The organism is Bacillus sp. ChL18 (assembly GCF_026241425.1).
GTDB classification, from domain to species: Bacteria; Bacillota; Bacilli; order Bacillales; family Bacillaceae; genus Bacillus; species Bacillus velezensis.
In genome coordinates, this window is the sequence record NZ_JAPHWE010000002.1 from 733,055 (window position 1) to 759,274 (window position 26,220).

General features: G+C 46.8%; 25 protein-coding genes. 21 read left to right on the top strand and 4 right to left on the bottom strand.

The window, feature by feature from the left end:
* The first annotated feature begins 17 nt into the window (after positions 1-17).
* The 15 genes from gap to OQ477_RS14755 all read left to right on the top strand — a co-directional run bounded on the left by gap (position 18) and on the right by OQ477_RS14755 (position 16,945).
* On the top strand, positions 18-1,025 hold the full coding sequence (gap, locus tag OQ477_RS14685) for a type I glyceraldehyde-3-phosphate dehydrogenase (RefSeq protein WP_003151611.1): 1,008 nt from the start codon (positions 18-20) through the stop codon (positions 1,023-1,025).
* A gap of 321 nt (positions 1,026-1,346) precedes the next feature.
* Complete coding sequence (locus OQ477_RS14690) at positions 1,347-2,531, top strand: phosphoglycerate kinase (protein WP_025649298.1); 1,185 nt, start codon at positions 1,347-1,349, stop codon at positions 2,529-2,531.
* A gap of 25 nt (positions 2,532-2,556) precedes the next feature.
* Positions 2,557-3,318 carry a triose-phosphate isomerase gene (tpiA, locus tag OQ477_RS14695; protein ID WP_003151618.1) on the top strand — a complete coding sequence of 254 codons (762 nt, stop codon included), beginning with the start codon at positions 2,557-2,559 and terminating at the stop codon, positions 3,316-3,318.
* Entirely contained in the window at positions 3,311-4,846 is a 1,536-nt protein-coding gene (gene gpmI, locus OQ477_RS14700; protein ID WP_003151620.1) for a 2,3-bisphosphoglycerate-independent phosphoglycerate mutase, read from the top strand. Before tpiA ends, gpmI begins: the two co-directional genes overlap by 8 nt.
* A 27-nt stretch (positions 4,847-4,873) precedes the next feature.
* A complete protein-coding gene (gene eno, locus OQ477_RS14705; protein WP_007409956.1) occupies positions 4,874-6,166 on the top strand; it encodes a phosphopyruvate hydratase in 1,293 nt (430 codons plus the stop codon).
* A gap of 168 nt (positions 6,167-6,334) precedes the next feature.
* Entirely contained in the window at positions 6,335-7,615 is a 1,281-nt protein-coding gene (locus tag OQ477_RS14710; protein ID WP_265972953.1) for a M20/M25/M40 family metallo-hydrolase, read from the top strand.
* A gap of 266 nt (positions 7,616-7,881) precedes the next feature.
* Complete coding sequence (locus tag OQ477_RS14715; RefSeq protein ID WP_007613872.1) at positions 7,882-9,216, top strand: nucleotide sugar dehydrogenase; 1,335 nt, start codon at positions 7,882-7,884, stop codon at positions 9,214-9,216.
* Between the two features lie 48 nt (positions 9,217-9,264).
* Positions 9,265-10,395 carry a DegT/DnrJ/EryC1/StrS family aminotransferase gene (locus OQ477_RS14720; protein WP_032876966.1) on the top strand — a complete coding sequence of 377 codons (1,131 nt, stop codon included), beginning with the start codon at positions 9,265-9,267 and terminating at the stop codon, positions 10,393-10,395.
* Positions 10,392-11,321: an NAD-dependent epimerase/dehydratase family protein gene (locus OQ477_RS14725; RefSeq protein WP_265972958.1), complete on the top strand. Its 930-nt coding sequence runs from the start codon at positions 10,392-10,394 to the stop codon at positions 11,319-11,321. Before OQ477_RS14720 ends, OQ477_RS14725 begins: the two co-directional genes overlap by 4 nt.
* Positions 11,287-12,543: an aminotransferase class V-fold PLP-dependent enzyme gene (locus OQ477_RS14730; protein WP_265972960.1), complete on the top strand. Its 1,257-nt coding sequence runs from the start codon at positions 11,287-11,289 to the stop codon at positions 12,541-12,543. The genes OQ477_RS14725 and OQ477_RS14730 overlap by 35 nt, the downstream gene beginning before the upstream one ends.
* 11 nt (positions 12,544-12,554) lie before the next feature.
* Positions 12,555-13,436, top strand: coding sequence for a GNAT family N-acetyltransferase (locus OQ477_RS14735; protein ID WP_265972962.1), 882 nt, complete (start codon positions 12,555-12,557; stop codon positions 13,434-13,436).
* Positions 13,409-14,167: a WbqC family protein gene (locus tag OQ477_RS14740; protein ID WP_007409964.1), complete on the top strand. Its 759-nt coding sequence runs from the start codon at positions 13,409-13,411 to the stop codon at positions 14,165-14,167. The genes OQ477_RS14735 and OQ477_RS14740 overlap by 28 nt, the downstream gene beginning before the upstream one ends.
* Positions 14,130-14,807: a PIG-L deacetylase family protein gene (locus OQ477_RS14745; protein WP_265972964.1), complete on the top strand. Its 678-nt coding sequence runs from the start codon at positions 14,130-14,132 to the stop codon at positions 14,805-14,807. The genes OQ477_RS14740 and OQ477_RS14745 overlap by 38 nt, the downstream gene beginning before the upstream one ends.
* A gap of 7 nt (positions 14,808-14,814) precedes the next feature.
* Positions 14,815-15,735, top strand: coding sequence for a TIM barrel protein (locus OQ477_RS14750; RefSeq protein WP_265972966.1), 921 nt, complete (start codon positions 14,815-14,817; stop codon positions 15,733-15,735).
* Entirely contained in the window at positions 15,710-16,945 is a 1,236-nt protein-coding gene (locus OQ477_RS14755) for an MFS transporter (RefSeq protein WP_088461686.1), read from the top strand. The genes OQ477_RS14750 and OQ477_RS14755 overlap by 26 nt, the downstream gene beginning before the upstream one ends.
* 43 nt (positions 16,946-16,988) lie before the next feature.
* On the opposite strand, the gene OQ477_RS14760 is transcribed toward OQ477_RS14755, so the two are convergent.
* Entirely contained in the window at positions 16,989-17,450 is a 462-nt protein-coding gene (locus tag OQ477_RS14760; protein ID WP_265972969.1) for a GNAT family N-acetyltransferase, read from the bottom strand.
* A gap of 132 nt (positions 17,451-17,582) precedes the next feature.
* Here OQ477_RS14760 and OQ477_RS14765 point away from each other — a divergent pair, with 132 nt between their 5' ends.
* Complete coding sequence (locus OQ477_RS14765; RefSeq protein ID WP_265972971.1) at positions 17,583-19,373, top strand: zinc ribbon domain-containing protein; 1,791 nt, start codon at positions 17,583-17,585, stop codon at positions 19,371-19,373.
* Positions 19,374-19,414: 41 nt separating this feature from the next.
* On the opposite strand, the gene OQ477_RS14770 is transcribed toward OQ477_RS14765, so the two are convergent.
* Positions 19,415-20,125 (bottom strand): zinc ribbon domain-containing protein, encoded by a 711-nt coding sequence (locus OQ477_RS14770; protein ID WP_265972973.1) that lies wholly within the window; start codon positions 20,123-20,125, stop codon positions 19,415-19,417.
* A 438-nt stretch (positions 20,126-20,563) separates the two neighbouring features.
* Here OQ477_RS14770 and OQ477_RS14775 point away from each other — a divergent pair, with 438 nt between their 5' ends.
* Positions 20,564-21,196, top strand: coding sequence for an NAAT family transporter (locus OQ477_RS14775; protein WP_007409973.1), 633 nt, complete (start codon positions 20,564-20,566; stop codon positions 21,194-21,196).
* Positions 21,197-21,216: 20 nt separating this feature from the next.
* Here the strand turns inward: OQ477_RS14775 and OQ477_RS14780 are convergent, their stop codons facing one another.
* Entirely contained in the window at positions 21,217-21,774 is a 558-nt protein-coding gene (locus OQ477_RS14780) for a GbsR/MarR family transcriptional regulator (RefSeq protein WP_045208938.1), read from the bottom strand.
* A 260-nt stretch (positions 21,775-22,034) separates the two neighbouring features.
* On the opposite strand from OQ477_RS14780, the gene opuCA reads away from it, so the two are divergent.
* Genes opuCA through opuCD form a run of 4 tightly spaced genes read left to right on the top strand, consistent with a single transcriptional unit; the run spans position 22,035 to position 25,471 of the window.
* Positions 22,035-23,174, top strand: coding sequence for an osmoprotectant ABC transporter ATP-binding protein OpuCA (gene opuCA, locus OQ477_RS14785; protein WP_003151651.1), 1,140 nt, complete (start codon positions 22,035-22,037; stop codon positions 23,172-23,174).
* 20 nt (positions 23,175-23,194) lie between these two features.
* Positions 23,195-23,848 (top strand): ABC transporter permease, encoded by a 654-nt coding sequence (locus tag OQ477_RS14790; RefSeq protein WP_032876432.1) that lies wholly within the window; start codon positions 23,195-23,197, stop codon positions 23,846-23,848.
* A gap of 37 nt (positions 23,849-23,885) precedes the next feature.
* Positions 23,886-24,779 (top strand): osmoprotectant ABC transporter substrate-binding lipoprotein OpuCC, encoded by an 894-nt coding sequence (opuCC, locus tag OQ477_RS14795; protein ID WP_087920808.1) that lies wholly within the window; start codon positions 23,886-23,888, stop codon positions 24,777-24,779.
* Positions 24,780-24,796: 17 nt separating this feature from the next.
* Positions 24,797-25,471 carry a glycine betaine/carnitine/choline/choline sulfate ABC transporter permease OpuCD gene (opuCD, locus tag OQ477_RS14800; protein WP_003151658.1) on the top strand — a complete coding sequence of 225 codons (675 nt, stop codon included), beginning with the start codon at positions 24,797-24,799 and terminating at the stop codon, positions 25,469-25,471.
* A 35-nt stretch (positions 25,472-25,506) separates the two neighbouring features.
* Here the strand turns inward: opuCD and OQ477_RS14805 are convergent, their stop codons facing one another.
* Positions 25,507-26,040 (bottom strand): GbsR/MarR family transcriptional regulator, encoded by a 534-nt coding sequence (locus OQ477_RS14805; RefSeq protein WP_029325832.1) that lies wholly within the window; start codon positions 26,038-26,040, stop codon positions 25,507-25,509.
* Positions 26,041-26,220: the final 180 nt, after the last annotated feature.

Genomic DNA, 26,220 nt, shown 5'->3' on the forward strand with positions numbered 1-26,220 from the left:
TAAAGGAGGAAATAATCATGGCAGTAAAAGTCGGTATTAACGGTTTTGGTCGTATTGGACGTAACGTATTCCGCGCAGCATTAAACAATCCTGAAGTTGAGGTAGTAGCGGTTAACGATTTAACAGACGCTAACATGCTTGCTCATCTTTTACAATATGATTCCGTACACGGAAAATTAGATGCAGAAGTTAAAGTTGACGGCAGCAACCTTGTTGTTAACGGCAAAACAATCGAAGTTTCTGCTGAGCGCGATCCTGCGAAACTCAGCTGGGGCAAACAAGGCGTTGAAATCGTAGTTGAATCTACTGGTTTCTTCACAAAACGCGCAGACGCTGCGAAACACTTAGAAGCAGGCGCGAAAAAAGTTATCATCTCTGCACCTGCTAACGAAGAAGATATCACAATCGTTATGGGTGTTAACGAAGACAAATACGATGCGGCTAACCACCATGTTATCTCTAACGCATCTTGCACAACAAACTGCCTTGCGCCGTTTGCAAAAGTACTTAACGACAAATTCGGCATCAAACGCGGTATGATGACAACTGTTCACTCTTACACAAACGATCAGCAAATTCTTGATCTTCCGCACAAAGACTACCGTCGTGCGCGTGCAGCAGCTGAAAACATCATTCCTACATCAACTGGTGCTGCTAAAGCAGTTTCCCTTGTTCTTCCTGAACTGAAAGGCAAACTGAACGGCGGAGCTATGCGTGTGCCGACTCCAAACGTTTCTCTTGTTGACCTAGTTGCTGAACTTAACAAAGACGTAACGGCTGAAGACGTAAACGCAGCTCTTAAAGAAGCGGCTGAAGGCGATCTTAAAGGAATTCTCGGCTACAGCGAAGAGCCATTAGTATCCGGAGATTACAACGGCAATGCTAACTCTTCTACAATCGATGCTCTTTCTACAATGGTTATGGAAGGCAGCATGGTAAAAGTAATCTCTTGGTACGATAACGAAAGCGGCTACTCTAACCGCGTTGTTGACCTTGCAGCTTACATCGCAAAACAAGGTCTTTAATTCATAGCTCCCGGAAAGGGCCGGACTTGGTTCTTTCGGACAGAAACGCTATAATGAAAGCGGACAAGGGAAGGGGACGGACTCCCTTTCCCTTTTTCCATGAGAACCGGCTTTCAGAAAGCGCCGGATTGCTGCAGAACGTCCGCGTTTTGAAGTTTCCGCGGCACTTTCGTTTTCTGAGCCGCCTGCCCTGGCTCAGAAGACGATCTGCCCCGTGCCCGGAAGCTGCAATCTGCCCCGCGGCGGAAGCATCATGAGGCGGTTTCACGTTTCACGTTTTTCGTGCTATGCAAACCATTTTGAAGGAGGATCTCCTAAGGCATGAATAAAAAAACAGTAAAAGACATCGACGTAAAAGGCAAAGTCGTATTCTGCCGCGTTGACTTTAACGTTCCAATGAAAGACGGGGAAGTAACAGACGATACTCGTATCCGAGCTGCGCTTCCAACAATCAAACACCTTGCAGACCAAGGCGCGAAAGTCCTTCTTGCGAGCCACTTAGGCCGCCCGAAAGGCGAAACGGTTGAGGAGCTTCGTTTAACTCCTGTCGCTGCACGCTTAGGCGAACTGCTCGGCAAAGAAGTGAAAAAAGCGGATGAAGCTTACGGCGATGCTGTAAAAGCACAAATTTCTGATATGAAGGACGGAGACGTTCTTGTATTGGAAAACGTACGTTTCTACCCTGGTGAAGAGAAAAACGATCCTGAGCTTGCTAAAGCATTTGCTGAGCTTGCGGATGTATATGTCAATGACGCATTCGGTGCTGCCCACCGTGCTCACGCATCTACAGCCGGAATTGCCGAGCATCTGCCGGCGGTTGCAGGATTCCTGATGGAAAAAGAGCTTGACGTTCTCGGCAAAGCCGTGACAAATCCTGAGCGCCCGTTTACGGCAATCATCGGCGGCGCGAAAGTAAAAGACAAAATCGGCGTAATCGAAAGTCTGCTTGATAAAGTGGACAACCTGATCATCGGCGGAGGTCTTGCTTACACATTCGTAAAAGCGCTTGGCTATGAAGTCGGTAAATCTTTGCTTGAAGAAGATAAAATCGAACTTGCAAAATCATTCATGGACCGCGCGAAAGAAAAAGGCGTTACATTCTATATGCCGGAAGACGTGCTCGTTGCTGATGATTTCTCTAACGATGCAAACGTTCAAATCGTGCCGATCTCTGAGATTCCAAGTGATTTAGAAGCGATCGACATCGGAACGAAAACCCGCGAAACGTATGCTGAAGTTATCAAAAACAGCAAACTTGTCGTATGGAACGGACCGATGGGCGTATTCGAAATCGACTTGTTCGCTCAAGGCACAAAAGCAGTGGCTGAAGCATTGGCAGAGGCAAACGATACATACTCTGTCATCGGCGGAGGAGACTCTGCGGCAGCCGTTGAAAAATTCGGCCTTGCTGACAAAATGAGCCATATCTCAACAGGCGGCGGCGCATCCCTTGAATTCATGGAAGGCAAAGAGCTTCCGGGTGTAGCTGCGCTGAACGATAAATAAAAACTGCTATAAGGAAGTGGAACAGATGAGAAAACCAATTATAGCCGGTAACTGGAAAATGAACAAAACACTCGGCGAAGCTGTCAGCTTCGTTGAAGAAGTGAAATCTTCCATTCCAGCAGCAGACAAAGCGGAAGCCGTTGTTTGCGCACCAGCTCTTTTCTTAGAAAAGCTGACTTCTGCTGTTAAAGGAACTGACCTGAAAGTCGGCGCCCAAAACATGCATTTTGAAGAAAACGGTGCGTTCACAGGTGAAATCAGCCCGGTCGCTCTGAAAGACCTTGGCGTGGATTACTGCGTCATCGGCCACTCTGAGCGCCGTGAAATGTTCGCTGAAACTGATGAAACAGTTAACAAAAAAGCGCATGCCGCTTTCAAACACGGCATTGTGCCGATCATTTGCGTAGGTGAAACGCTTGAAGAGCGCGAAGCCGGAAAAACAAATGATCTTGTTGCCGATCAAGTGAAAAAAGGTCTTGCGGGTCTTTCTGAAGAGCAAGTTGCCGCTTCCGTTATTGCGTACGAGCCAATCTGGGCAATCGGAACAGGCAAATCTTCTACAGCGAAAGATGCTAACGACGTCTGCGCACATATCCGTAAAGTCGTTGCTGAAAGCTTCAGCCAGGAAACTGCTGACAAGCTCCGCATTCAATACGGCGGCAGCGTAAAACCTGCAAATATTAAAGAATATATGGCAGAGTCCGATATTGACGGTGCTTTGGTCGGCGGCGCAAGCCTTGAACCGCAGTCATTCGTTCAATTATTGGAGGAAGGTCAATATGAGTAAAAAACCAGCTGCACTCATCATTCTTGATGGGTTCGGATTACGCAATGAAACAGTCGGAAACGCAGTCGCACAAGCGAAAAAACCGAATTTCGACCGTTATTGGAACCAATACCCTCATCAGACGCTGACGGCATCAGGCGAAGCAGTCGGACTGCCTGAAGGACAGATGGGGAACTCTGAAGTCGGTCATTTGAATATCGGCGCAGGACGTATTGTGTACCAAAGCTTAACACGCGTGAACGTTGCCATCCGCGAAGGCGAATTCGAACGCAATCAAACGTTCCTTGACGCCATCAAAAACGCGAAAGACAACGACAAAGCGCTGCACCTGTTCGGCCTTCTTTCTGACGGAGGCGTACACAGTCATATCAATCATTTATTCGCGCTGCTGAAGCTTGCGAAAAGTGAAGGACTGACGAAGGTGTATATTCACGGTTTCCTCGACGGCCGCGATGTAGGTCCGCAAACAGCGAAAACTTACATTCAGCAGCTGAATGAGCAGATCGAAGAAATCGGTGTCGGCGAAATCGCCAGCATTTCCGGACGCTACTACTCCATGGACCGCGACAAACGCTGGGACCGTGTGGAAAAAGCGTACCGCGCAATGGCTTACGGCGAAGGCCCGTCTTACCGCAGCGCGATGGATGTAGTCGACGATTCTTATGCGAACGGCATTCATGATGAATTCGTCATTCCGTCCGTCATCACAAAAGAAAACGGTGAACCCGTTGCGAAAATTCATGACGGCGATTCTGTGATTTTCTATAATTTCAGACCGGACCGCGCCATCCAGATTTCAAACACGTTTACCAACAAAGATTTCCGCGATTTCGACCGCGGTGAAAATCATCCGAAAAACCTGTATTTCGTCTGCCTGACTCACTTCAGTGAATCTGTTGACGGATATGTGGCTTTTAAACCGGTAAACCTTGACAATACGGTCGGTGAAGTATTAGCACAGCACGGGTTAAAACAGCTTCGCATTGCAGAAACTGAAAAGTATCCGCACGTTACGTTCTTTATGAGCGGCGGCCGCGAAGAAGAATTCCCGGGCGAAGAGCGCATCCTCATTAACTCGCCGAAGGTCGCGACATATGACCTGAAGCCTGAAATGAGCGCGTATGAAGTGAAGGATGCTCTTGTAAAAGAAATCGCGGCTGACAAGCACGACGCGATCATCCTGAACTTTGCAAACCCTGACATGGTCGGCCACTCCGGAATGGTCGAACCGACGATTAAAGCAATTGAAGCAGTGGACGAATGCTTAGGCGAAGTGGTTGACGCCATCATCGCTAAAGGCGGACATGCCATCATTACCGCTGATCACGGTAATGCAGACATTCTGATTACAGAAACAGGCGAACCGCACACTGCCCATACGACAAACCCAGTCCCTGTCATTGTGACGAAAGAAGGCGTGACGCTGCGCGAAGGCGGAATCCTAGGCGACCTCGCACCAACGTTATTAGACCTTCTCGGTGTTGAAAAACCGAAAGAAATGACCGGAACATCTTTAATTCAAAAATAAGCGTAAATCAAAAGGAGAGACAAACTCATGCCATACATTGTTGATGTTTATGCACGCGAAGTCCTTGACTCCCGCGGCAACCCAACAGTTGAAGTTGAAGTATATACAGAAACAGGAGCTTTCGGCCGCGCATTAGTGCCAAGCGGAGCTTCTACAGGTGAATACGAAGCGGTTGAGCTTCGTGACGGCGACAAAGACCGTTACCTTGGAAAAGGCGTGTTAACTGCTGTTAACAACGTAAACGAAATCATTTCTCCAGAGCTTCTCGGCTTTGACGTAACTGAACAAAACGCAATCGATCAGCTTTTAATCGAGCTTGACGGAACTGAAAACAAAGGCAAACTCGGTGCGAACGCAATCCTTGGCGTATCTATGGCTTGTGCGCGCGCAGCTGCTGATTTCTTACAGATTCCTCTTTACCAATACCTTGGAGGATTCAACTCAAAAACGCTTCCTGTACCGATGATGAACATCGTAAACGGCGGAGAGCATGCTGACAACAACGTAGACATTCAAGAATTCATGATTATGCCTGTAGGCGCGCCTAACTTCCGTGAAGCGCTTCGCATGGGCGCTCAAATCTTCCACAGCCTGAAATCAGTTCTTTCTGCTAAAGGAATGAACACAGCTGTAGGTGACGAAGGCGGATTCGCTCCGAACCTTGGTTCTAACGAAGAAGCGCTTCAAACAATCGTTGAAGCAATCGAAAAAGCCGGCTTCAAACCTGGCGAAGAAGTGAAGCTTGCTATGGATGCTGCATCTTCTGAGTTCTACAACAAAGAAGACGGCAAATACCATCTGTCTGGCGAAGGCGTTGTGAAAACATCTGCTGAAATGGTTGACTGGTACGAAGAAATGGTTTCTAAATACCCAATCATCTCTATCGAAGACGGACTTGACGAGAACGACTGGGAAGGCCACAAACTTCTTACAGAGCGTCTTGGCAAAAAAGTTCAGCTTGTCGGTGACGACCTTTTCGTTACAAACACGAAAAAGCTTGCTGAAGGTATCAAAAACGGCGTAGGCAACTCTATCCTGATCAAAGTAAACCAAATCGGTACATTGACTGAAACTTTCGATGCGATCGAAATGGCGAAACGCGCGGGCTACACTGCCGTTATCTCTCACCGTTCAGGTGAAACTGAAGACAGCACAATCGCTGACATCGCTGTGGCAACTAATGCAGGACAAATCAAAACAGGTGCTCCGTCCCGTACGGACCGTGTTGCGAAATACAACCAACTTCTTCGCATCGAAGATCAGTTGGCTGAAACTGCTCAATACCACGGTATCAACTCTTTCTATAACTTGAATAAGTAATGGAATGGACGCCGGGAGATATTCTCCCGGCGTTTTTTTATGCTTCCGGGTTTTTCCCTCCTTTTTCATCATCTTCATTTGGTCAATAATATTCATTTTTCCCCTTTTTAAAGGAATCAGTGTTCTTCAATCGAAAGGGAAGAGGTGTTAATAAGAGGAGGGATTATGATGAAATTTTCATTTATGTCAGCCGCGGTGGCAGCAAGCGTTATATGGGGCGCGTCTGCCGGGCCGCTGTCTGAAACCCATGGTTATTCAGCCGTGACCGCTCCGGTTTTTGATGCTGATGAGGCATTGGACACTATGCATGATCTGAGCGAAACCATCGGACCGCGGGAAACCGGAACTGCGAAAGAAAAGGAAGCGGCTGAATACATATCGAATCGTCTGCGGGCTCAGGGCGCCAGTGTCAAAGTACAGTCATTTCCGTTGAAAAAGTACTTTTCAGGTTCAGTCACAGCGGGAGATCATGAATTCCCGCTCCGCTCCGCTGATCAATCCGCTGTTGAAAAAGAGCTGAGAATTGAGGGAGGGATTTTTGACGGCGGCTGCGGATCACGCAATGACGTAACAGGAGCCAAAGGAAAGATTGCAGTGATACGCGAAGGAAAGATCCCCGTTTCTCAAAAGATCAAACATGCCGAACAAGCGGGAGCTAAAGCAGTCATTATTTATAATCAGACAACAAAACCGCTCGCCGTCCGTCCGCATACCGATAAAGGAATCACGATACCGGCGGCGGGTATGAAAAAAGAAGACGGTGAAGCATTGCTGCAGGAAAAGCAGGCAGTCATTCAATTTAAAAACTATAAAAACCGCACCTCACAAAATATTATAGGAACGCGCAAAGCGGCACAGGCCAACTCTTCTGATGCTGATATTATTTATGTCACAGCGCATTATGACAGCGTAAAAGGCGCGCCCGGAGCGGATGATAACGCCTCAGGCACATCTGCCGTTCTGGAAATCAGCAAGCAACTCAAACACATACCGCAAGACAAAGAGATCCGCTTTATTTTGTTCGGTGCAGAAGAATTATGGTCTGCGGGTTCATCTTATTACGTCAGTACACTCACGAACAATGAAAGAAAGCGCAGCCAGGCCAATTTTAATGCCGATATGATTGCGACTGACTGGGAAGAAGCGAGTCAAATGTGTGTCACGACTCCTGACGGCAGGGAAAACCCGAGCGTCCGGTACGCTGAAAAAGCCGCTGAAAAATCCCGGTTGGTCAAGCCAAATCTGATTCAGCTCGGTTACTCAGACCATGTCTCTTTTTATGAAGCGGGGATTCCGTCGGCTAACTGGATTTGGCTCAGCCCCGATACACAGGAGCCGGGGCCCTGGTATCATACTGAGAATGATAATATGAAACACATCAGCAAAGAACGATTAGAGAAAGCGGGAGCACTCGTTTCCGCGGCTGTAACTGAGGCAGTGAAAGAATAAAAAAACAGGCTTCGGCCTGTTTTTTTATATTATTTTCTGTATATTCTCTCAACTAAGGGAGATTTTCTCACTCGTTACCAGATATATACCATTTGACAGGATTTTATTTTACAAATAAAAGAAAAATAAATAGATAATACCTAATTTATAAAAGGATGTAAAACTCATTTATCAAATTTTAACTTTTGTTATAATTGCGATATCGATCGATATTTGTTTTAAATTGTAAAAAACAATACTCTTTTCTATCTATTAGGGGGCGAAAAATGAATACTGTCACAAAAGAAGCCAGCAACCTTGGTCAAAAACGGCTGTTACATCTAATTGAAACGAAGCAGGCGATAGTAGGCGTGTTAGGCATGGGATATGTGGGATTTCCTCTTGCGCTGGAATGTGTCGATAAAGGATACAATGTTATCGGATTCGACAAAAACAGTGAAAAGGTTTCCTTGTTAGCCGCCGGAAGCAGCCATATTCAAGATATAGAGGACGACAGACTGAACTCGGCTTTACAAACAAAACGCTTTCAAATCAGCGCCGACATGTCGCTCATCCAAAAGTGCGACATCATTGTGATATGTGTGCCGACACCCCTGAACAAAAAAGACAAGATCCCCGATTTAACCTACATCGACAGTGCAGTTGACAGCATGATCGCTTATGGAAGGCAGCATCAGCTTTTAATTTTAGAAAGCACCACCTATCCCGGAACAACGAAAAAAAAGATTGCCGACAGAATGGCATCAAGCCGCGGCATGAAAATAGGAACAGACTTTTTTACGGCTTATTCTCCGGAAAGAATCGATCCGGGCAACAGGCAATATGAAGTTTCAGATATTCCTAAAGTAGTCGGCGGAACCACACAGACTTGCACAGAACTTGCCTCAGCGTTTTACAGCACCATTGTTACAAGCATTCACCCGGTCACCTCACCCGAAGTAGCTGAAACAGCTAAACTCCTAGAGAATACTTATCGTTATGTCAATATAGCTCTTATCAATGAAATGGCGCTTAATTGCCGTGAACTTGATATTGATATATGGGAAGTCATCTGCGCGGCGGACACGAAGCCGTTCGGCTTTCAAAAATTCATCCCGGGCCCCGGAGTCGGAGGCCATTGTATCCCGATTGACCCTTTTTACTTCAAATGGATCGCGAATGAAAAAGGGCTGCAGACAAAATTAATTGACCTGGCGGACGAAATCAATTCCAATATGCCGATTTCTGTCTCTGACTATGCTTTGAAACTGTCGGGCAAAGACAAATGCAGCATCTTAATAATAGGGGCCGCTTATAAAAAAAATACAAATGACCCGCGTGAATCCTCAGTGTTTACGATAATGGAAGAATTGATGGACAAGGGATGCGCGATTGATTATCATGATCCGTTTATCAGCGAGATCCGCTTGAATGACGGAAGCCGCAAACAATCTGTCCCTTTCACAAAAGAACAAATCAATCAGTACGACGTCATCATCATTCATACAGATCACGATGTCATCGACTACAGTATTTTGAAGGATGCCTCACCGATTATCTTTGACACAAGAAATGTATGCAAGGAAAAATCAGCCGACAATTGCAGAGTTGTCACTTTATAGGAGGGAACGGTCATTAGTAATCGATTTATCTCTTTTCACAGACCTGATATGACAAACGAAGAAATCGCAAGCGTAACCGAAACGATTCAATCGGGCTGGATTTCGAAAGGCCCGAAGGTAATCGATTTTGAAAAAAAGCTGGGAGAATGTATAGGAGCCGAACACGTCATCAGCTGTAATTCAGGCACCGCTGCATTACATATGGCTTTATTGGCGCTCGGGGTGGGAGAAGGCGATGAAGTCATCGTGCCGAGCTTCACGTTCTGTTCCAGCGTCAATGTCATCCTGCACGCCGGAGCCGTTCCTGTGTTTGCGGATATATGCGAGAAAAGTCTATGTGCCGATCCTGAAGATGTCAGGAAGAAAATAACGCCGCGCACAAAAGCGGTAATTGCGGTTCATTTTGCCGGCTATCCGGCTGATCTGGAAAACTTGCAATCCATTTGTAAAGAAAACGGATTGTATCTGATTGAAGACGCCGCTCATGCGCTCGGTACAAAATATAACGGAAGCATGATCGGCACTCACGGCGATGCCGTGTGTTTCAGCTTTTATGCCACCAAAAATATTACAACGGGGGAAGGCGGAGCCCTCGTCATGAAAGACGAACAGGCCGCAGAAAGAGCGAGGCTGTACGGCTGGCACGGCATCACAAAAAATGCCTGGAACCGGTACGGTGAAAAAGGCAGCTGGAGATACGACGTTTTACTGCCGGGCTTTAAATATAATATGACGGATATTCAGGCCGCGCTCGGTCTGGTTCAATTGAAACGCGCAAACGAAATTCAAGAAAAACGGGAACAGATCGCTCAATTTTATGTACGTGAACTGTCAGGCCAATCTGACAAAGCGGCGCTTCCGCTTTCTGACATTCCAAGCGGCATAACGCACTCATGGCATTTATTTATTTTGCGGATTCGAGAAAACGGCGGTATGGACAGAGATCTGTTTATTGAGAAAATGAAAGAAAAACAAATCGGGCTGAGCGTGCACTTTATTCCCGTGCATTTGCATCCTTACTATAAAAAACATTTTCCTGCCGAGCTTCCGGTAACTGAACGTGTTTTCCGGGAGATCGTATCACTGCCTCTTTACAGCCAGTTATCAGATGAGGATTGCAGCTATATTGTCAAGTCTATAAAAGAAGTTTTGACTATCAGCCAGGAGGTTGGATCATGAAACATATTGCGATTATCGGAGGAGCCGGTTTTATCGGAAGCGAACTGGCGGCATTATTACAGGCTAAAGGTTATCACACCATCATTGCAGACCAAAAGGAGCCGGCTTTTGACACTGAATACCGCCAAACGGATATTCTTGACCGGACGTCCCTACGCGAATCACTGCGGGGAGCGGATGCGGTTGTCCATTTGGCGGCAATGGTCGGAGTGGACAGCTGCCGAAGCAATGAAGAAGACGTCATACGGGTCAATTTTGAAGGAACGAAAAACGTAACTGAGGTATGCGGTGAATTGGGAATCAGCACACTTCTTTTCTCATCGAGTTCAGAAGTGTTCGGAGATTCACCTGATTTTCCTTATACCGAGACAAGCAGAAAGCTTCCGAAATCGGCTTACGGAAAAGCCAAACTGCAATCAGAGGAATATTTGAGAGAACAGGCTTCCGACAAACTTCATATTCGGGTCGTCCGGTACTTTAATGTATACGGGCCGAAACAGCGCGAAGATTTTGTCATCAACAAGTTTTTCAGCCTGGCCGAGAATGGCTCTGAGCTGCCTCTTTACGGGGACGGCGGACAAATACGCTGCTTCAGCTACATCAGTGATATCGTCACCGGAACTTATCTCGCTCTCGTTCATGAAGGAGCCGTCTTTGAAGACTTCAATATCGGGAACGACCAGCCGATCACGATAAAAGAACTGGCTGAAAAAGTCAATGTGCTTTCAGGCAGAGAGAAGGATAACTATCTGTTTAAAAAGCTGGGCGAAGACGGCGTGAGGGGAAAAGACATCGAGATTTTTAAACGGGCGCCGTCAATCGAGAAGGCGAAACGTTTGCTCGGTTACGCTCCGAAAGTAAGTCTGAATGAAGGCCTGGAGATCATAAAAGATGAAAGACAAAAGCACAAACTTCCACTTTCCTAAAAACCCGGAAGTGGTCAAATATCCCGTTTATCCTGGACAGCTTTCCGTCAGGGGCCGTCTGCGCGCGGTGAAACACTTGCTTACTGCCGGACAAAGCGGACTGACTGAAAAACTGGAAAAACGTTACGGGAAAGGGATTGTGCTGACCTCCAGCGGCAGTGCGGCACTGGTGCTCGCATTAACTTATTCGGGAGCCGGGCCGGGGAAAGAAGTGATTTTCTCATCCTTCAGCTGCCCGAATGTCATTGATGCCGTGCTGCAATCCGGTGCGACGCCTGTGTTTGCGCAGCTGGATGAGCATCTATCCTTATCGTTTGAGGATGTCAAAAAAAAAGTGACAACGCAGACGTGTGCGGTTATCCTCACGCATGTATACGGCCGGAGAGAAAATACCGCTATCATTGACTGGGCGAAGGAAAACGGAATTGTTGTCATTGATGATGCCGCTCAAGCCATGTTTACAAAACAAGCGGATACATTTGCCGGCGGTTTGGGCGATTTCGGCATTTTAAGCTTCGGCCCCTCAAAGCCGCTTGCGAGTATCGGAGGCGGCGCGTTAATCGCGCCGAAAGAATGGCTTCGGCAAAAAGCAAATTTCCCGATGGAACAGCGCAGCCAAGTGGCAGCTGACTATCGAATTTATATCAGAAATCAAAGAATCCAGGCTGTAATGAAACGGAAACGGCATCATCCTATTTCATATATGTTTAGAAAAGCGGGCGCCATGCCTTCCATGAAAGCCACAAAGCTCGAAGCTCTGCCGGATAAACCGGCTGTTGTACCCGTGTTTCGCATGCATCCGGCAAGGGAAGCCATTATTGATGATCAGCTTTCACGTATGGATCAGCTTGTAACAGCTTCACTTCGAAATTTAGAGACGGCGGGAGAAATCTTTGCAAAGGCGGGAGAAACAAACGGCATAAGAATGATCCAGCCCCAAGAAGGAGAACATCTGAATTATTTAACGATTGTATTCCCCAGGGATGAAGAGCGGTACGGGTGTTCCGTTTATTTAGCTGAAAGAGGCATCCAAACATGCTGGAACTATCTTCCCCTCGGCCGTATTCCGATTTATGAAACATACGCGGGGGAAGGCGGGGAAGACCCGCTTTGGAAGAGAGTTCTTTCTCTGCCGTTTAAACCCCCTCTTCAAAAGGAGCAAGTCAAATATATAGCCGAATCCGTTTTATCATATTATGAGCAAAAGAATAAGACTGAATAGTGGTGATAACTATGCAAAAAACAGCAGTATACACGACCCGCCAGGCATGGGATCGGGCCGCTGACATGTATCAGGCGGGATTGTTTCAAAGCTATGATTGGGGAATCCTCATGGAAGAGCTTCCCGGCACGTCATTTCACCCTGTCAGACTGACAACGGACGGAGGACAAGTCATCTATCTTCCGCTTTTTGAACAGAAGGGCGTATTATCCGGCAATATGATCGGATACGGGGGCGTTATTTCAGATCGACCCATCTCATTTGAATGGCTTCAAAGTGAAATACAGACCATATTCGGCCGGAACATATCCCGGATGCTGCTGCCGTACGGTCAGACTTCTTTTACAGAAGAAATCGGGGAAGGGTGGACTGAAAAGGCAACACGGATCCTTACGCTTCCGGACACGTTTGACGAACTTTGGACAGGCATTTCCGGAAAAGCCCGGACGGCAGTCAGATACGCTGAAAAAGAGAATATTGTCACCCGGCTGATCGGGCGAAAAGAACTTGGCGCGTTTTATGACCTCTACAAAGAGCATACGTCGGCAATCGGCGCGGCTTATGTGCTGAGCCAAGGCTTTTTCCAAAAACTGCTTGACACGTTTGCGGACCGGATGTTTTGGATCGGAGCATATCAGGATGAGACGCTGATCAGCAGCAGTATTTTTCTCTATGACCGCTCTCATTTCTATTATTGGCAGAATATAAACAGCCTGGCGGGAAAAAAAGCGCAGGCCTCTTACTTATTGATGCGTGACGCCCTGCAATTCGCCATTCGCCGCAAGCTTCAATGGGCTGATTTTGGCTATTCACACAGTAAAGAAATCGCAAGACCGAAACGATATTGGGGAGCTGAAGAAAAACAATGCCGACTTTTTACGAAACCGGAATGAAAACAATAAGCGGCCATCAATCCAGTTATCTGCCGTGGTACGGTTTTTTTGAAAAAATGTATAAGTCGGATCTGTTTGCCATTCATGACACAGCTCAATTTGAGAAAAAAGGGTTTCTCAACCGCAACAGAATCAAAACGCCGCAGGGCCCCAGATGGCTGACGGTGCCTTTGCAGATGAAACAATATAAAGACATAGAGCTTCGGCATATGAAAATCGATCAGACACAGGATTGGCGGAAAAAACATTGGATGGCGATTAAAATGAACTATGCGAAAGCTCCCTATTTTGAGCGATACCAGCATTTTTTTCAAGATGTCTATCAGCGGGAGTGGGAATATCTCCATGATTTGAATATGCACATCATTGAATTTTTCCGAAAAGAGCTCCGAATTGAAACGCCGCTCTGTTATGTCTCTGAGCTTGAATGCCGGAAGGAGAAAAAAAGCGATTTTGTTTTAGCGCTTTGTCAGGAGCTGGGGGCGGACCGTTATTATTCAGGCAGTCAGGGTTCCGACTATTTAATAGAAAGCGATTTTGAAAGAAACGGAATTGTCATTGAGTATCAGCAGATCCGACATTTTGGCTATCCTCAATTATTCGGGGAGCATATCCCTCACCTCTCCATGCTTGATATGCTGATGAACTGCGGAGCGGATACAGCCGAAATGTTAGTCAAAGGAGGGCAATATGATGAAAGTAATGGTATTTGCAGCGCATCCCGACGATGAAATTATCGGCGTCGGCGGCACGCTCGCCAAACATGTCCGCCAAGGTGACAGCGTGTCGGCAGTCATTATGGCGGAAGGCAAGTCATCAAGAAAAACGGATTATGAGAAGCCTGAAGAGTCCGTTATGCAGCATTCTAATCAAGAAACGGAGCAGGCGCTCAGCACTTTGGGCATCCATGATTTTGTCAGGCTGAACCTTCCTGATAACAGAATGGATTCAATGGATTTGCTGGATGTCGTGAAGGAAGCGGAGAAACAAATCAATCGTTTTCAGCCGGACATTGTGTATACCCAGTACGGCGGTGACATTAATATTGACCACTCCGTCGTATTCAGAGCGGTCATGACGGCAACCCGTCCGCTTCCCGGTCATACGGTAAAACGGGTTTTTGCCTATGAAACATTGTCTTCGACGGAATGGAATTACTGTCAGAAGGATCAGTTTCATGCCAATTTCTTCGTTAATATTGAAGACGAGCTTGAAACGAAATTGAAATCGATGGCGTGTTACGGTTCCGAGCTCAGAGACTTCCCTCATCCCCGCTCTTTGCAGGCGATCGAACATAATGCCCGTGTGTGGGGAGCAAAATCGGGTTTTACCGCTGCGGAAGCGTTTATGCTTGTGAGAGGAACATGGTGACTGTCCTATGATTGCTCAAATTCCGTTTTTCGGACTTGATCCGAAGCAAATCGATGAGACATGGGTGGAAGCGGGATACGGTCTGGAAGCGAATATTTTTGACGGCCATTCCTTTGGGGAAGCGGATTATCTCAAAACATTCAATCAGACGCTGGAATATGCAAAACAGCTTGATCCTTCATTATTGACGCTGCATTTCCCGACAGATCATGCCGATTATGTGCATGAAGATCACATCAAAAAACAGCTTTATCACTTTGCGGAGCTCGCTGTGAAATACGGCGTCAAAGGCATAACCGTTCATGCGAATCAATTTATGACGGTTGAGGAATTTCAAGTCTATGACCTGGAAGGAAACCGTAAAAAAATCGTTGAGTTTTTCGCGGAGTTTGATGAGCGGCTGAAAGGGACGGACATTTGGATCGGTGTGGAAAACCTTCCGATCATCGGGAATCTGGGAGAGGATTTTGATCCGATTTTCATTTATCCTGAGGATTTTACAGAGCTGGTGCAGCTGGATCTGAAGCATGTCGGTATTACGTGGGATCTGTGCCATTGGGCGATTACCTATCAGACTCACTTGTCTTCCGCCCTTATGTTCAGAAATGATCAGCTGAAATATCCTGATTTCTTTCAGTTTCTTTCGATAAAAGAGAGCATTAAGCATTATCACTTCAGCTCTTTTCGCCAGCTTGCGTTCCCGCATGGGGGCGTCCGCTGTTTTGAGGGCCGCCATCCGAGTGAAGGGACGATCGCTGAGGAGCTGCTGAGACGGGCTGCAGATACTTTGCAGGAGCTTTATCGGAATCAAGATACCGGCATTGTATTTGAGGTGATGGAAGAGGATTATACGGAAAGACGGGAATCATGGAGAACGCTGGAATGGTTCGGCGGTGTTTCTGATGACGAGGATCAAAAAAGGGTCTGATATGACATATCGAACACCGAACTATGCAAAGCTTTGGTGTGCACAGGTGTTTTCTTCAGCGGCGGATGGGGTCTGGCTCATTGCTCTGCCGCTGTTAGTGCTGGAATTGACCGGCAGCAAAATTCTTGTCGGCGTTATTTCTTTTATCGAACTCGTGCCGTTGACATTTGGCGTGCTGGCGGGACCGCTGATTGATTTATTCCGAAAAAAGTCGATCTTGTATTTGTGCAATACGGGCCGGGCCGTCATCATGATCCTCTTGGCGGTGCTCAGCGCGAACGATTTATTAACCGTGTGGATAGCCGGGGTGTGCGCCTTTTGTCTATCTCTGCAATCGATGCTGTTTGCGCCGGCGAAAGTCGCGATCATTCCGCTGCTCGTCCGTAAACAGCATCTTGATCAGGCGACATCTCTGATCAATACGAGTGACTTGATCGGACTCATCGTCGGAAAATTGATCAGCGGGATCATGATTGCGGCTATTCCGTTCGGGCTGCTGTTTGCCATAAACGGAACTGCTTTTTTTATCTCCGCGGCATTTATCGCGTTCATACGTATTTCAGAACAGCCCAATGAAAAAAGCAACGGAACTGAAGATGTAAAATCCGGTTACAGAATGCTGAAAGGAAATGCGGCATGGCTGACATCGGTCGGATACTTTTTCGTCGTAAATCTCGTCATTGCCGGCCTTATTTCAGTAATGGGGCCGATTCTTGCTGTGGAGCGTTTTCAGCAGAACTATTCTGTATGGTTTGCCGTCATGTATTCAATGTTTCAGGCGGGGATGCTTTTGGGCAATCTGGCCGTATTTTTCAAATGGAATACAAAACGCTTGAACCGGCTGTACCCGCGGACGTTAACGGCAGCGGGACTGCTCATTATGCTCCTGTTTTTTCCCCTTCATGGGTTTGAGTGCATCATTTTCCTGGTGCTTGGCATTATCATCTCGTATATTGATGTGCAAACGGTGCTGTATTTCCAAAAGACGGTTCCGGCTGCATATTTCGGAAGGGTCTTTGCACTGATTTTTTCCATTGTCAAAATGGGTGAACCGCTGTCGGCCGCTGTCTACACAGGGCTTCTGCTGTTGATGAATGCGGATTATATTTTTGCGGCTGTCGGACTGACCCTTACGATCGTTTTTGCTATTTTTTCAGTCAGACAAGGGAGTCAAAGAAATACAGAGAAACAAGCAGATCAATCCGTCTGAATGGTAAACGAAGGGGCGCCGATCTCAGCCGGCGCCCTTTTTATCATAAATCCAAATAAAGCCGTATCATATCCCGGCATTGAATGCCGTTTTCAAAAATGTCTTCATCATAATGCCTGATAAAAAAATCATGGTCGACAGCCTGAATGCGGAATCCGCATTTTTGATAGAGTGACAGCTGATGAATACTGGAATTTCCGGTGCCGATTTCAATCGTGTCAGCTCCCGATTGTCTCGCTTTTTCAATGGCATCTTGCACCAGCTGTTTTCCGAATCCCCTGTTCTGCAGCGATTCTTTTACCGCGATGTTTACGATTTCTATCGTTTTAGGCCTTGTTTGCAATAAAACGTAAACCCCTGCAAGCTCGTCTGACGTCCAAGCCGTATAGCATTCTCCTCTTACAAGATAATCATCGACAATCTCCCTCGACGGATCGGCCAGCAGCAATAGTTCATACAGCGCTTCATCCGGCTTCGCGGCTTTTCGGATACTCAGTTTTTGCATGTCCGTTTCTCCTCCTCCGTTATGATCGACAGCTATTTTTTCAAAATAACTCCAAAATCATTCTACTTTATTATAAAATATGAAACATAGGAAAAGTTATACAAGTTTTGCAGATTGAATAGGAGGAAAGTCATGTTTTTTTGTAAGTATTGCGGCCAGCAGAACAACGAAGAGGCGCATTTCTGTAAAGAATGCGGAAAACCGATCGGGAAAGGAAGCCGGCTGGAGCGGCAGGCGGCTGTAAGAACGGCTGAACCTGCTTCACAAATAAGAAAGCCGATCCCTAAAAAAACGCTCTTCATATGGGGCGGCATTGCCGCAGCGCTGATCTTATTGATTGCCGCATATAAAACCGGAGCCTGGCTGACATCTGAAAAAAGGCTCACAGATCAATTCGAACAGGCGGTTCATGACGGGGACACGAAAAAGCTCGCAGCCCTGCTCACTCCTTCAGACAAAAAACTGAAGCTGAATGAGACCAATGTCAAACCGCTCCTTGCATACGCAAAGAAACACGATGAACTGCTGGCATCGCTTCGCGGCAATTCATCAGAAAAAGATGCGGTATACGTCAAAAAAGAGGGTAAAACCCTTCTTTTGTTTGACCATTACGAATTGAAAGTCGATCCGGTTTATTTCCGCGTCACCAGCAATTATAAAGGCGCCGATCTTTATATCAACAGCGAGAAAACAGGTACGGTCAAAAAAGCCGATGAAACCCAAATCTTCGGTCCGTATGCACCCGGTGTCTACACGGCGGAAGCCAAGCTTAAAAATGAGACGGTTGACGTTGTCAAAAAGCAAGAGGCAGAGGCGGCCGGCAGCCGGAATGTTGAGTTTGACCTGCCGTTAGACGCCGAGGATGTGACGTTCACTCCGGCAGACAGCTTCAAAAGCGCGAAAGGCGATCTGCTGATAAACGGCAAGTCCGTCCATAAAGATCCGTTTGAATCCGTTACATACGGTCCGCTCTTAACTGACGGTTCCATGACAGCCGCCGTGGAGGCTGATTTTCCTTGGGGGAAAACAAAAACTGCCGATGTTCCGATCAACAGCACTGATATGGAATTAACGCTTATCCCGGATCAAGATACACAACAAACAATCATGGACACGATTGTCAAAACAACGAAGCAGTATACAAAAGCGATGGCAGACGGAAATACCGATCAGATGACCGAGGCTGGTTCCGCCTGGAAAGAGCAGACGAAAGAAGTGGTATCCGGCATGAAGAGTTCCGGCACCTTTTTGAAGGATCAGTATAAAGAGACAAGCTTTGATCTGGATTCATTTGCGATTTCTCAAGAGAACGGCCGCTGGCAAGTAACTGTTACGGGTAAAGAGCTTCATGAGTCTGCTTATTTCGACGGGAATACGAAGCCTGATATGGAAGAGGCTGAGCCGAGCTTTCATTATGTACTCTCATATGATACAAAACATAAAAAATGGGTTTTCGAAAAAGCTGACCCTGCCTCAGATTCTTCTGGGACAAATGTAAAAAAAATAAAAAACGACCAGCCGAAAACCTATACATCAGCATGGGCATCTTCCAAAGGAAACACAGCTTCAGGCAGCGTGACAAACGAGCAAGTCACATCGTTTATGACTGATTACCTGACAAATCAATCAAGCGCCGTCAGCCTTAACAATTTTGCCATCATGGCGGGCAATTTAGAAGAGGGGAGCCCATTGTATGCTGATCAGCAGAAACTAGTCAAAAAATTGCACAGCGAGGGGACGACCGAAGTATTTAATGAAGTGAATGTCAAAAGCTTTTCACAGAAAGGCTCTCATCTGACGATTCATACGTACGAGGAGTTTTATATTACGAAAGCCGGCGGCAGTCCGAAGCTCAGAACATACAATTGGACGTATGGCGGCGTTGTTAAAGACGGAAGAATTTATTTAACATCCATTCAATAAAAAAAACCCCCGCGCCAATCAGGCGGCGGGGGTTTCCGTTTTTAAAAGAAGAAATAATTCATGAGTTCTTTTATATAATGCTTGATCGTGAATTGAAACGTTACACAAATGATCAAATAGATGACGATAACAGAATAAATGATATCCGCCTTAGCCGTGAGCTGATGCTGATAGCTCGCCAGCATGAGCGGAGGCACGGCAAACGCCGCTCCTAAAAGACCGACAGCCAGAATGGTAAAGCAAACGGTTGTATGAAGCAGCATAAAAATGAGGGCAAGAAGCAAAATAGCTGTAAACGGAATCAAAAATGCTCCGAATCTGGACAGCGAATCTTTAAATGACACCTGCGCGGCGCCGGCCTTCAAAGCGATAAAAATCAAGAGATACAGGCAAAAAACGCATAATGCAAAGGTAAGCGCCGGTTTGATCACAACCGCGGTAAAACTGACGTCACGAAAGCCGTCTGATAAGAGAATATAAAACATAATCGGCGTCACCAGGCAGAAAAGCACCATGTTGATGATGCTGCTGACAAGCTGTTCGCCGCCTGTCGTTTTACATGTTTGGTACGGTCTCTTTAACACATCAAGCACGAATAAGGCAAATTGCTTTGAAGCTTGCTTAGCCGCGGCGCCGGCCTGAGCGGCCTGGCCCTGCGTTTGGCCTGCGCCTCCCTGCCCGGACTGGGGCGCCCCGCACTTTTCACAAAACTTTCCGCCATCAGTTTGATGGCCGCATTGAGAACAATACATTCTAAAACTCCTTTTACAAGTAATATAGGGATTTTGTTCAATATTTACATTATAAAAGAAAATAGGGCGGATGTAACGGAGTTTTCTAAAGATATACAAATCACTTTCTCTATGAATTGATAATAGAGAAAAAGTACCCATTATGGTAGAATTTTAATGAAGCTGATGGATATCATGTCTCTCGGCGCATTGATTCAGAGTAAAAAAGGAAATTAACGCATGCTAAAAAAATTGAAAATGCTTTATCGGCTGTTGAAATTCGGAAAAGGCTTATGGAGATAACAAACAGAAAAAACCGTCCTTACAAGGACGGTTTTTTTCTGTTTCCGGATCGTCCGGCTGAGGTTATAAAAAGCAGACCCCGGGGTAAAAACCATGCATAAGAAACAGCGGAGAACAAAACATAACTCAATAACGGCAAGTCATAAGGAGGTACGCATGTTTTCATTCATCATTCATGTCTTCATTTCACTGTTTGCAGTCTCCAATCCCATCGGAAACGTGCCGATTTTTCTTTCACTGACGGAAGGGTACTCGGAGAAAGAACGGACAGCGATCGCGCGCAAGGCTTCCGTGCTGTCGTTTATCATTTTGGCGGCTTTTTTAATCTTCGGTCATCTGATCTTTAAACTGTTTGACATTAACATTCATGCCTTACGTATCGCGGGCGGCATTTTTATTTTCGGCATCGCTTATAATCTTCTGAATGCGAAGAAATCTCATGTACAGTCTCTCCATCATGAAGAGAAAGGGGAGAGCAAGGAGAAAGCTGATATATCTGTGACGCCTTTGTCGATTCCGATTATCGCCGGACCCGGTACGATCGCGACGGTGATGAGTCTGTCGGCCGGCCATGGCGGCATCTTCCATTACATCAGCGTGCTGATCGGCATTGCGGCCGTCATCGCGATGACGTTCATCTTCTTTCACTATTCATCTTTCATCAGCAATAAGCTCGGGAAAACCGAAATGAACGTCATTACCCGACTGATGGGGCTGATTTTGGCGGTGGTGGCGATCGGCATGATCGGCGCCGGTCTGAAAGGCATGTTCCCGATATTGGTTTCCTGACTTAAAAAAGCAGCGCCCGGTTATCTTCGGGTGCTGCTTTTTTCTATTTTCGGCACATGCTGAAACACTTCTTCACTCTCAAAAAATTCTATCAAACGGCTCAGCCAGTCATAATAATGGAGCCAATCCGTCAGTTCATCCAAAAGCTGACGGGCTTTTTCTTTAATATCGGGACTGAGATTTTCCGATTCCAGAAGCTCAGTCAGCTCGCGGTTCAGCTTTTTATAGAGCATTTTGTTTTTGCTGACCGCCTTTGTCCAATTTGCCGTAAACAGGGAGATGAACGTCTGGTAATAATCACGCTCCACGTCGTAAAGGTCTTTGCGAACGCCTTTTTCAAACACTTTTTCAGCCAGATTGGCGTCAGTCATTTCGCGGACCACCTGGCTCATCCTCGTTTTGCTCATCCCGGTCGCCTCTGACAGCTCATTTAACGTCATCGGCTTGCGGTTCATATAAATAATACCGAGCACACGTCCCAGTGTGGCCGGCATTCCGAATGTATGCATATTCTCGGCGATTCTCTCAATGAGATGCTCTTCAGCATGCCCGATGATATCAAGAGCGTTTTTTTCCACGGCTGATCATCCCTTCACTGGCTTTTCATGCTGACAATATATCATATTTTTTACAGTTGATGAAAAAGATGATGCGGCAGGATATGCGAGCTATCGGGAGCGATTGTAAGAACATCCGCATTGTCAGCGGGATAACATGAAAAAACACGTATATTGTATATAATTTCAACACAATGTAAACTTTTTATTTTACAAATTTCATCTTATAATAAAGATTATACTTTTCAGAAAAATAACGGAACCCTTCGGAGGTGCACGGATTGCTGAGATTAGAAAATGTATCGAAAGTCTATAAAGGCGGAAAAAAAGCTGTCAACAGCATTGATTTAAATATCGAAAAAGGCGAATTTATTTGTTTTATCGGGCCGAGCGGCTGCGGCAAAACGACGACGATGAAAATGATTAACAGACTGATTGAGCCGTCATCCGGAAAGATTTTTATCGATGGCGAAAACATTATGGAGCAGGACCCGGTGGAGCTGAGACGGAAAATCGGCTACGTCATTCAGCAGATCGGACTTTTCCCTCATATGACCATTCAGCAGAACATTTCTCTCGTGCCGAAGCTGCTGAAATGGCCGGAACAAAAGCGGAAGGAACGGGCGCGGGAGCTTTTGAAGCTCGTCGATATGGGCCCGGAATATTTAGACCGCTATCCTCACGAGCTGAGCGGCGGACAGCAGCAGAGAATCGGCGTGCTGCGCGCCCTTGCAGCGGAACCGCCTCTTATTCTTATGGATGAACCGTTCGGAGCGCTTGATCCGATTACGCGGGATTCCCTTCAAGAAGAATTCAAAAAACTGCAAAGAACATTGAATAAAACGATTGTGTTTGTAACCCACGATATGGATGAAGCTATTAAGCTGGCTGACCGGATCGTCATTTTAAAAGCGGGAGAGATCGTTCAGGCCGGCACTCCTGATGACATTCTCCGGAATCCGGCTAATGAGTTTGTCGAAGAATTTATCGGCAAAGAACGGTTATTGCAATCAAGACCGGATATTGAACGCGTCGAGCAGATGATGAACAAAAAGCCTGTCACCGTTACGGCGGACAAAACGCTTTCGCAGGCGATACAGGTGATGCGGGAACACCGTGTCGATTCCCTGCTTGTCGTTGATGACCTGAATGTGCTGCAAGGATATGTGGATGTCGAAATCATTGATCAGAACCGGAAAAAAGCGAGCCTCGTCGGCGACGTGCTCCGCTCTGATCTGTATACGGTCGAGCAGGGGACACTGCTGCGCGATACCGTACGCAAAATTTTAAAGCGCGGAATGAAATATGTACCCGTCGTTGATGAACAAAGGCATTTAGTCGGAATTGTCACGCGAGCGAGCCTTGTCGACATCGTTTACGATTCAATCTGGGGCGAGGAAGACCAGCTGGTGACAGGCTGACAAGGGGAGGAACGCTTACAATGAATGAATTGATCAAGTTTTTGCAGACGAACGGCGGAGAACTGTTATATAAAACGTGGGAGCATTTATACATTTCGATCATCGCCGTCATATTAGGCATTGTCGTCGCCGTTCCGCTCGGAGTGGCGCTGACGAGAATGAAAAAGGGCGCAGGCGCCGTCATCGGCGCCGTCAACATTGTGCAGACCTTGCCGAGTCTCGCGATACTGGCGTTTTTTATCCCGCTGTTAGGCGTGGGAAAGGTGCCCGCGATCGTCGCGCTGTTTTTCTATTCGGTGCTGCCGATTCTCCGGAACACGTATACCGGCATTCAAGGCGTAAACAAAAATCTGCTGGAATCGGGAAAAGGCATCGGGATGACGGTCTGGGAGCAGATCAGGCTTGTGGAACTGCCGCTTGCGGTTCCGGTGATCATGGCGGGCATCCGCACATCCACCATTTATCTGATCGGCTGGGCGACGCTTGCTTCCTTTATCGGGGGCGGCGGGCTCGGAGACTATATTTTTATCGGCCTGAATCTCTATCAGCCTGAATATATTATCGGCGGCGCTGTGCCGGTCACCATTTTAGCTATTATCATTGATTATCTGCTGGCGGCGACGGAACGGAAGGTGACGCCGAAAGGGCTGAAAGGACTGAAGGAAGTATCATAAGGAGTTGGCTGTTTTGAAAAAAAACCAAAAGAGATGGATGTGCGCACTGGCGCTGTCGGCTGCTCTGCTTCTAGGCGGCTGTTCCCTTCCCGGCCTGAGCGGGGCTTCCGATGATACGATCAAAATCGGGGCGCAAAGCATGACGGAATCAGAAATTATCGCCAATATGATCGCACAGATGATTGAGCACAATACAGACTTGAATACGGCATTAATTAAAAACCTCGGATCGAACTATGTCCAGCAGCAGGCGATGCTCGGCGGTGAAATCGATATCGCCGCGACGCGCTACTCGGGAACGGATTTAACGAGCACCCTCGGCATGGAAGCGGAAAAAGACCCGAAAAAAGCATTATCCATCGTCCAGAAGGAATTTGAGAAACGCTTCCATTACAAATGGTTTGATTCTTACGGATTTGAGAACACATACGCTTTTACCGTCACGAAAGAACTTGCGGAAAAAGACCATTTAGACAAAGTGTCCGATATTAAGAAGCATGCGGATCAATTTAAGCTCGGTGTAGACAATGCGTGGCTGAAAAGAAAAGGTGATGGCTATAAAGGCTTTACCGACACGTACGGCTTTGAATTCGGCACAACCTATCCGATGCAGATCGGACTTGTATATGATGCCGTGAAAAATGGGAAAATGGATGCCGTCCTCGCCTATTCAACGGACGGACGGATTAAAGCGTACGATCTGAAAATTTTAAAAGACGACAAGCAGTTTTTCCCGCCGTATGACTGTTCGCCGGTCATTCCCGACAGCGTGCTGAAGCAGCATCCTGAACTGAAGGGCATTGTGAATAAACTGATCGGCAAAATCGATACGGAGACGATGCAGGAATTGAATTACGAGGTGGACGGCAAGCTGAAAGAACCGTCCGTCGTCGCTAAAGAATTTTTGGAGAAACATCATTATTTTGAATAAGAAATGAGGTGGGGCAAATGGAAGTGCTGCAGCAGCTCGGCACTTATTATTCTCAAAACGGCGCCTATGTGCTTCAGGAGTTTTACCGCCATTTTCTCATGTCGGTATACGGCGTTTTATTTGCGGCGATCGTCGGGGTTCCGCTCGGCATCTTCATTGCAAGGTACAGAACATTAAGCGGCTGGGTATTCGCGGTGACAAACGTGATTCAGACCGTGCCGGCGCTTGCGATGCTTGCGGTGCTGATGCTCGTCATGGGGCTCGGCGCCAATACGGTGATATTGTCGCTGTTTTTATATTCGCTTCTTCCGATCATCCGGAATACGTACACGGGAATCGCCAGCATTGAACACGCTTATCTTGAATCGGGAAAAGCGATGGGCATGACCAAATTTCAGGTGCTCCGCATGGTGGAGCTGCCGCTTGCGCTTTCCGTCATCATGGCGGGCCTGCGGACGGCGCTCGTCATCGCGATCGGCATTACGGCAATCGGTACGTTTGTCGGCGCGGGCGGACTCGGTGACATCATTGTCAGGGGTTCAAACGCCACGAACGGAACCGCGATTATTTTGGCCGGCGCCATTCCGACAGCGCTGATGGCCGTTATCGCAGATCTTGTGATGGCATGGCTGGAGCGGGCGCTGAGTCCGGTGAGAAAGAAAAAACGAACCAAAGCGCCGAATGCGGCATGAAAAAAAAACGCCTTGCGGGTCAGGGCGTTTTTTTCTTATGGCTTCGGAACATGCTTGAAAATTTCTTCGCTTTCAAAAAACTCGATCAGGCGGCTGATCCAGTTGTAGTAATCAAGCCAATCCTTTAATTCTTTCAGCAGTTCGTTGATTTTTTCCTCAGCTTCTTCCGGCACGCCGTTTTCAAGGACGGCTGTCAGTTCGCGGTTCAGCTTTTTATGCATCATTTTATTTTTACTGACGACCTTGCTCCATGTGGCCGTAAACAGCGTAATAAAGGTTTGGTAATAATCCTGCTCGACGTCGTATAAATCTTTGCGGACGCCTTTTTCAAACACTTTTTCCGCCAGATTGACGTCAAGCATTTCACGGACTGCCTGGCTCATTCTCGTCTTGCTCATGCCGGTCGCTTCTGATAATTCAGTTAAGGTCATCGGCTTGCGGTTCATATAAATAATGCCTAAAATGCGCCCTACCGTCGCGGGCATTCCGAATGTATGCATATTTTCAGCGATTCGTTCTATCAAATGATCTTCAGCTTGTTCGATTACGTTTAAGGGATCTTTCTCCAACAGTTTCAATCCTTTCAGTCAGCAATTCCGATGTCAATATACCACATTTTTAAACCGGCGGAAATGCTCTTCCGAGAGAATTTGGCAGTAATCCGGAGCAATAAGAAGAACTTTGCCGGTCAATACGGGTAAATCAGTGCTTACACAACCTTTATATATAATATGGACAAATTGTAAACT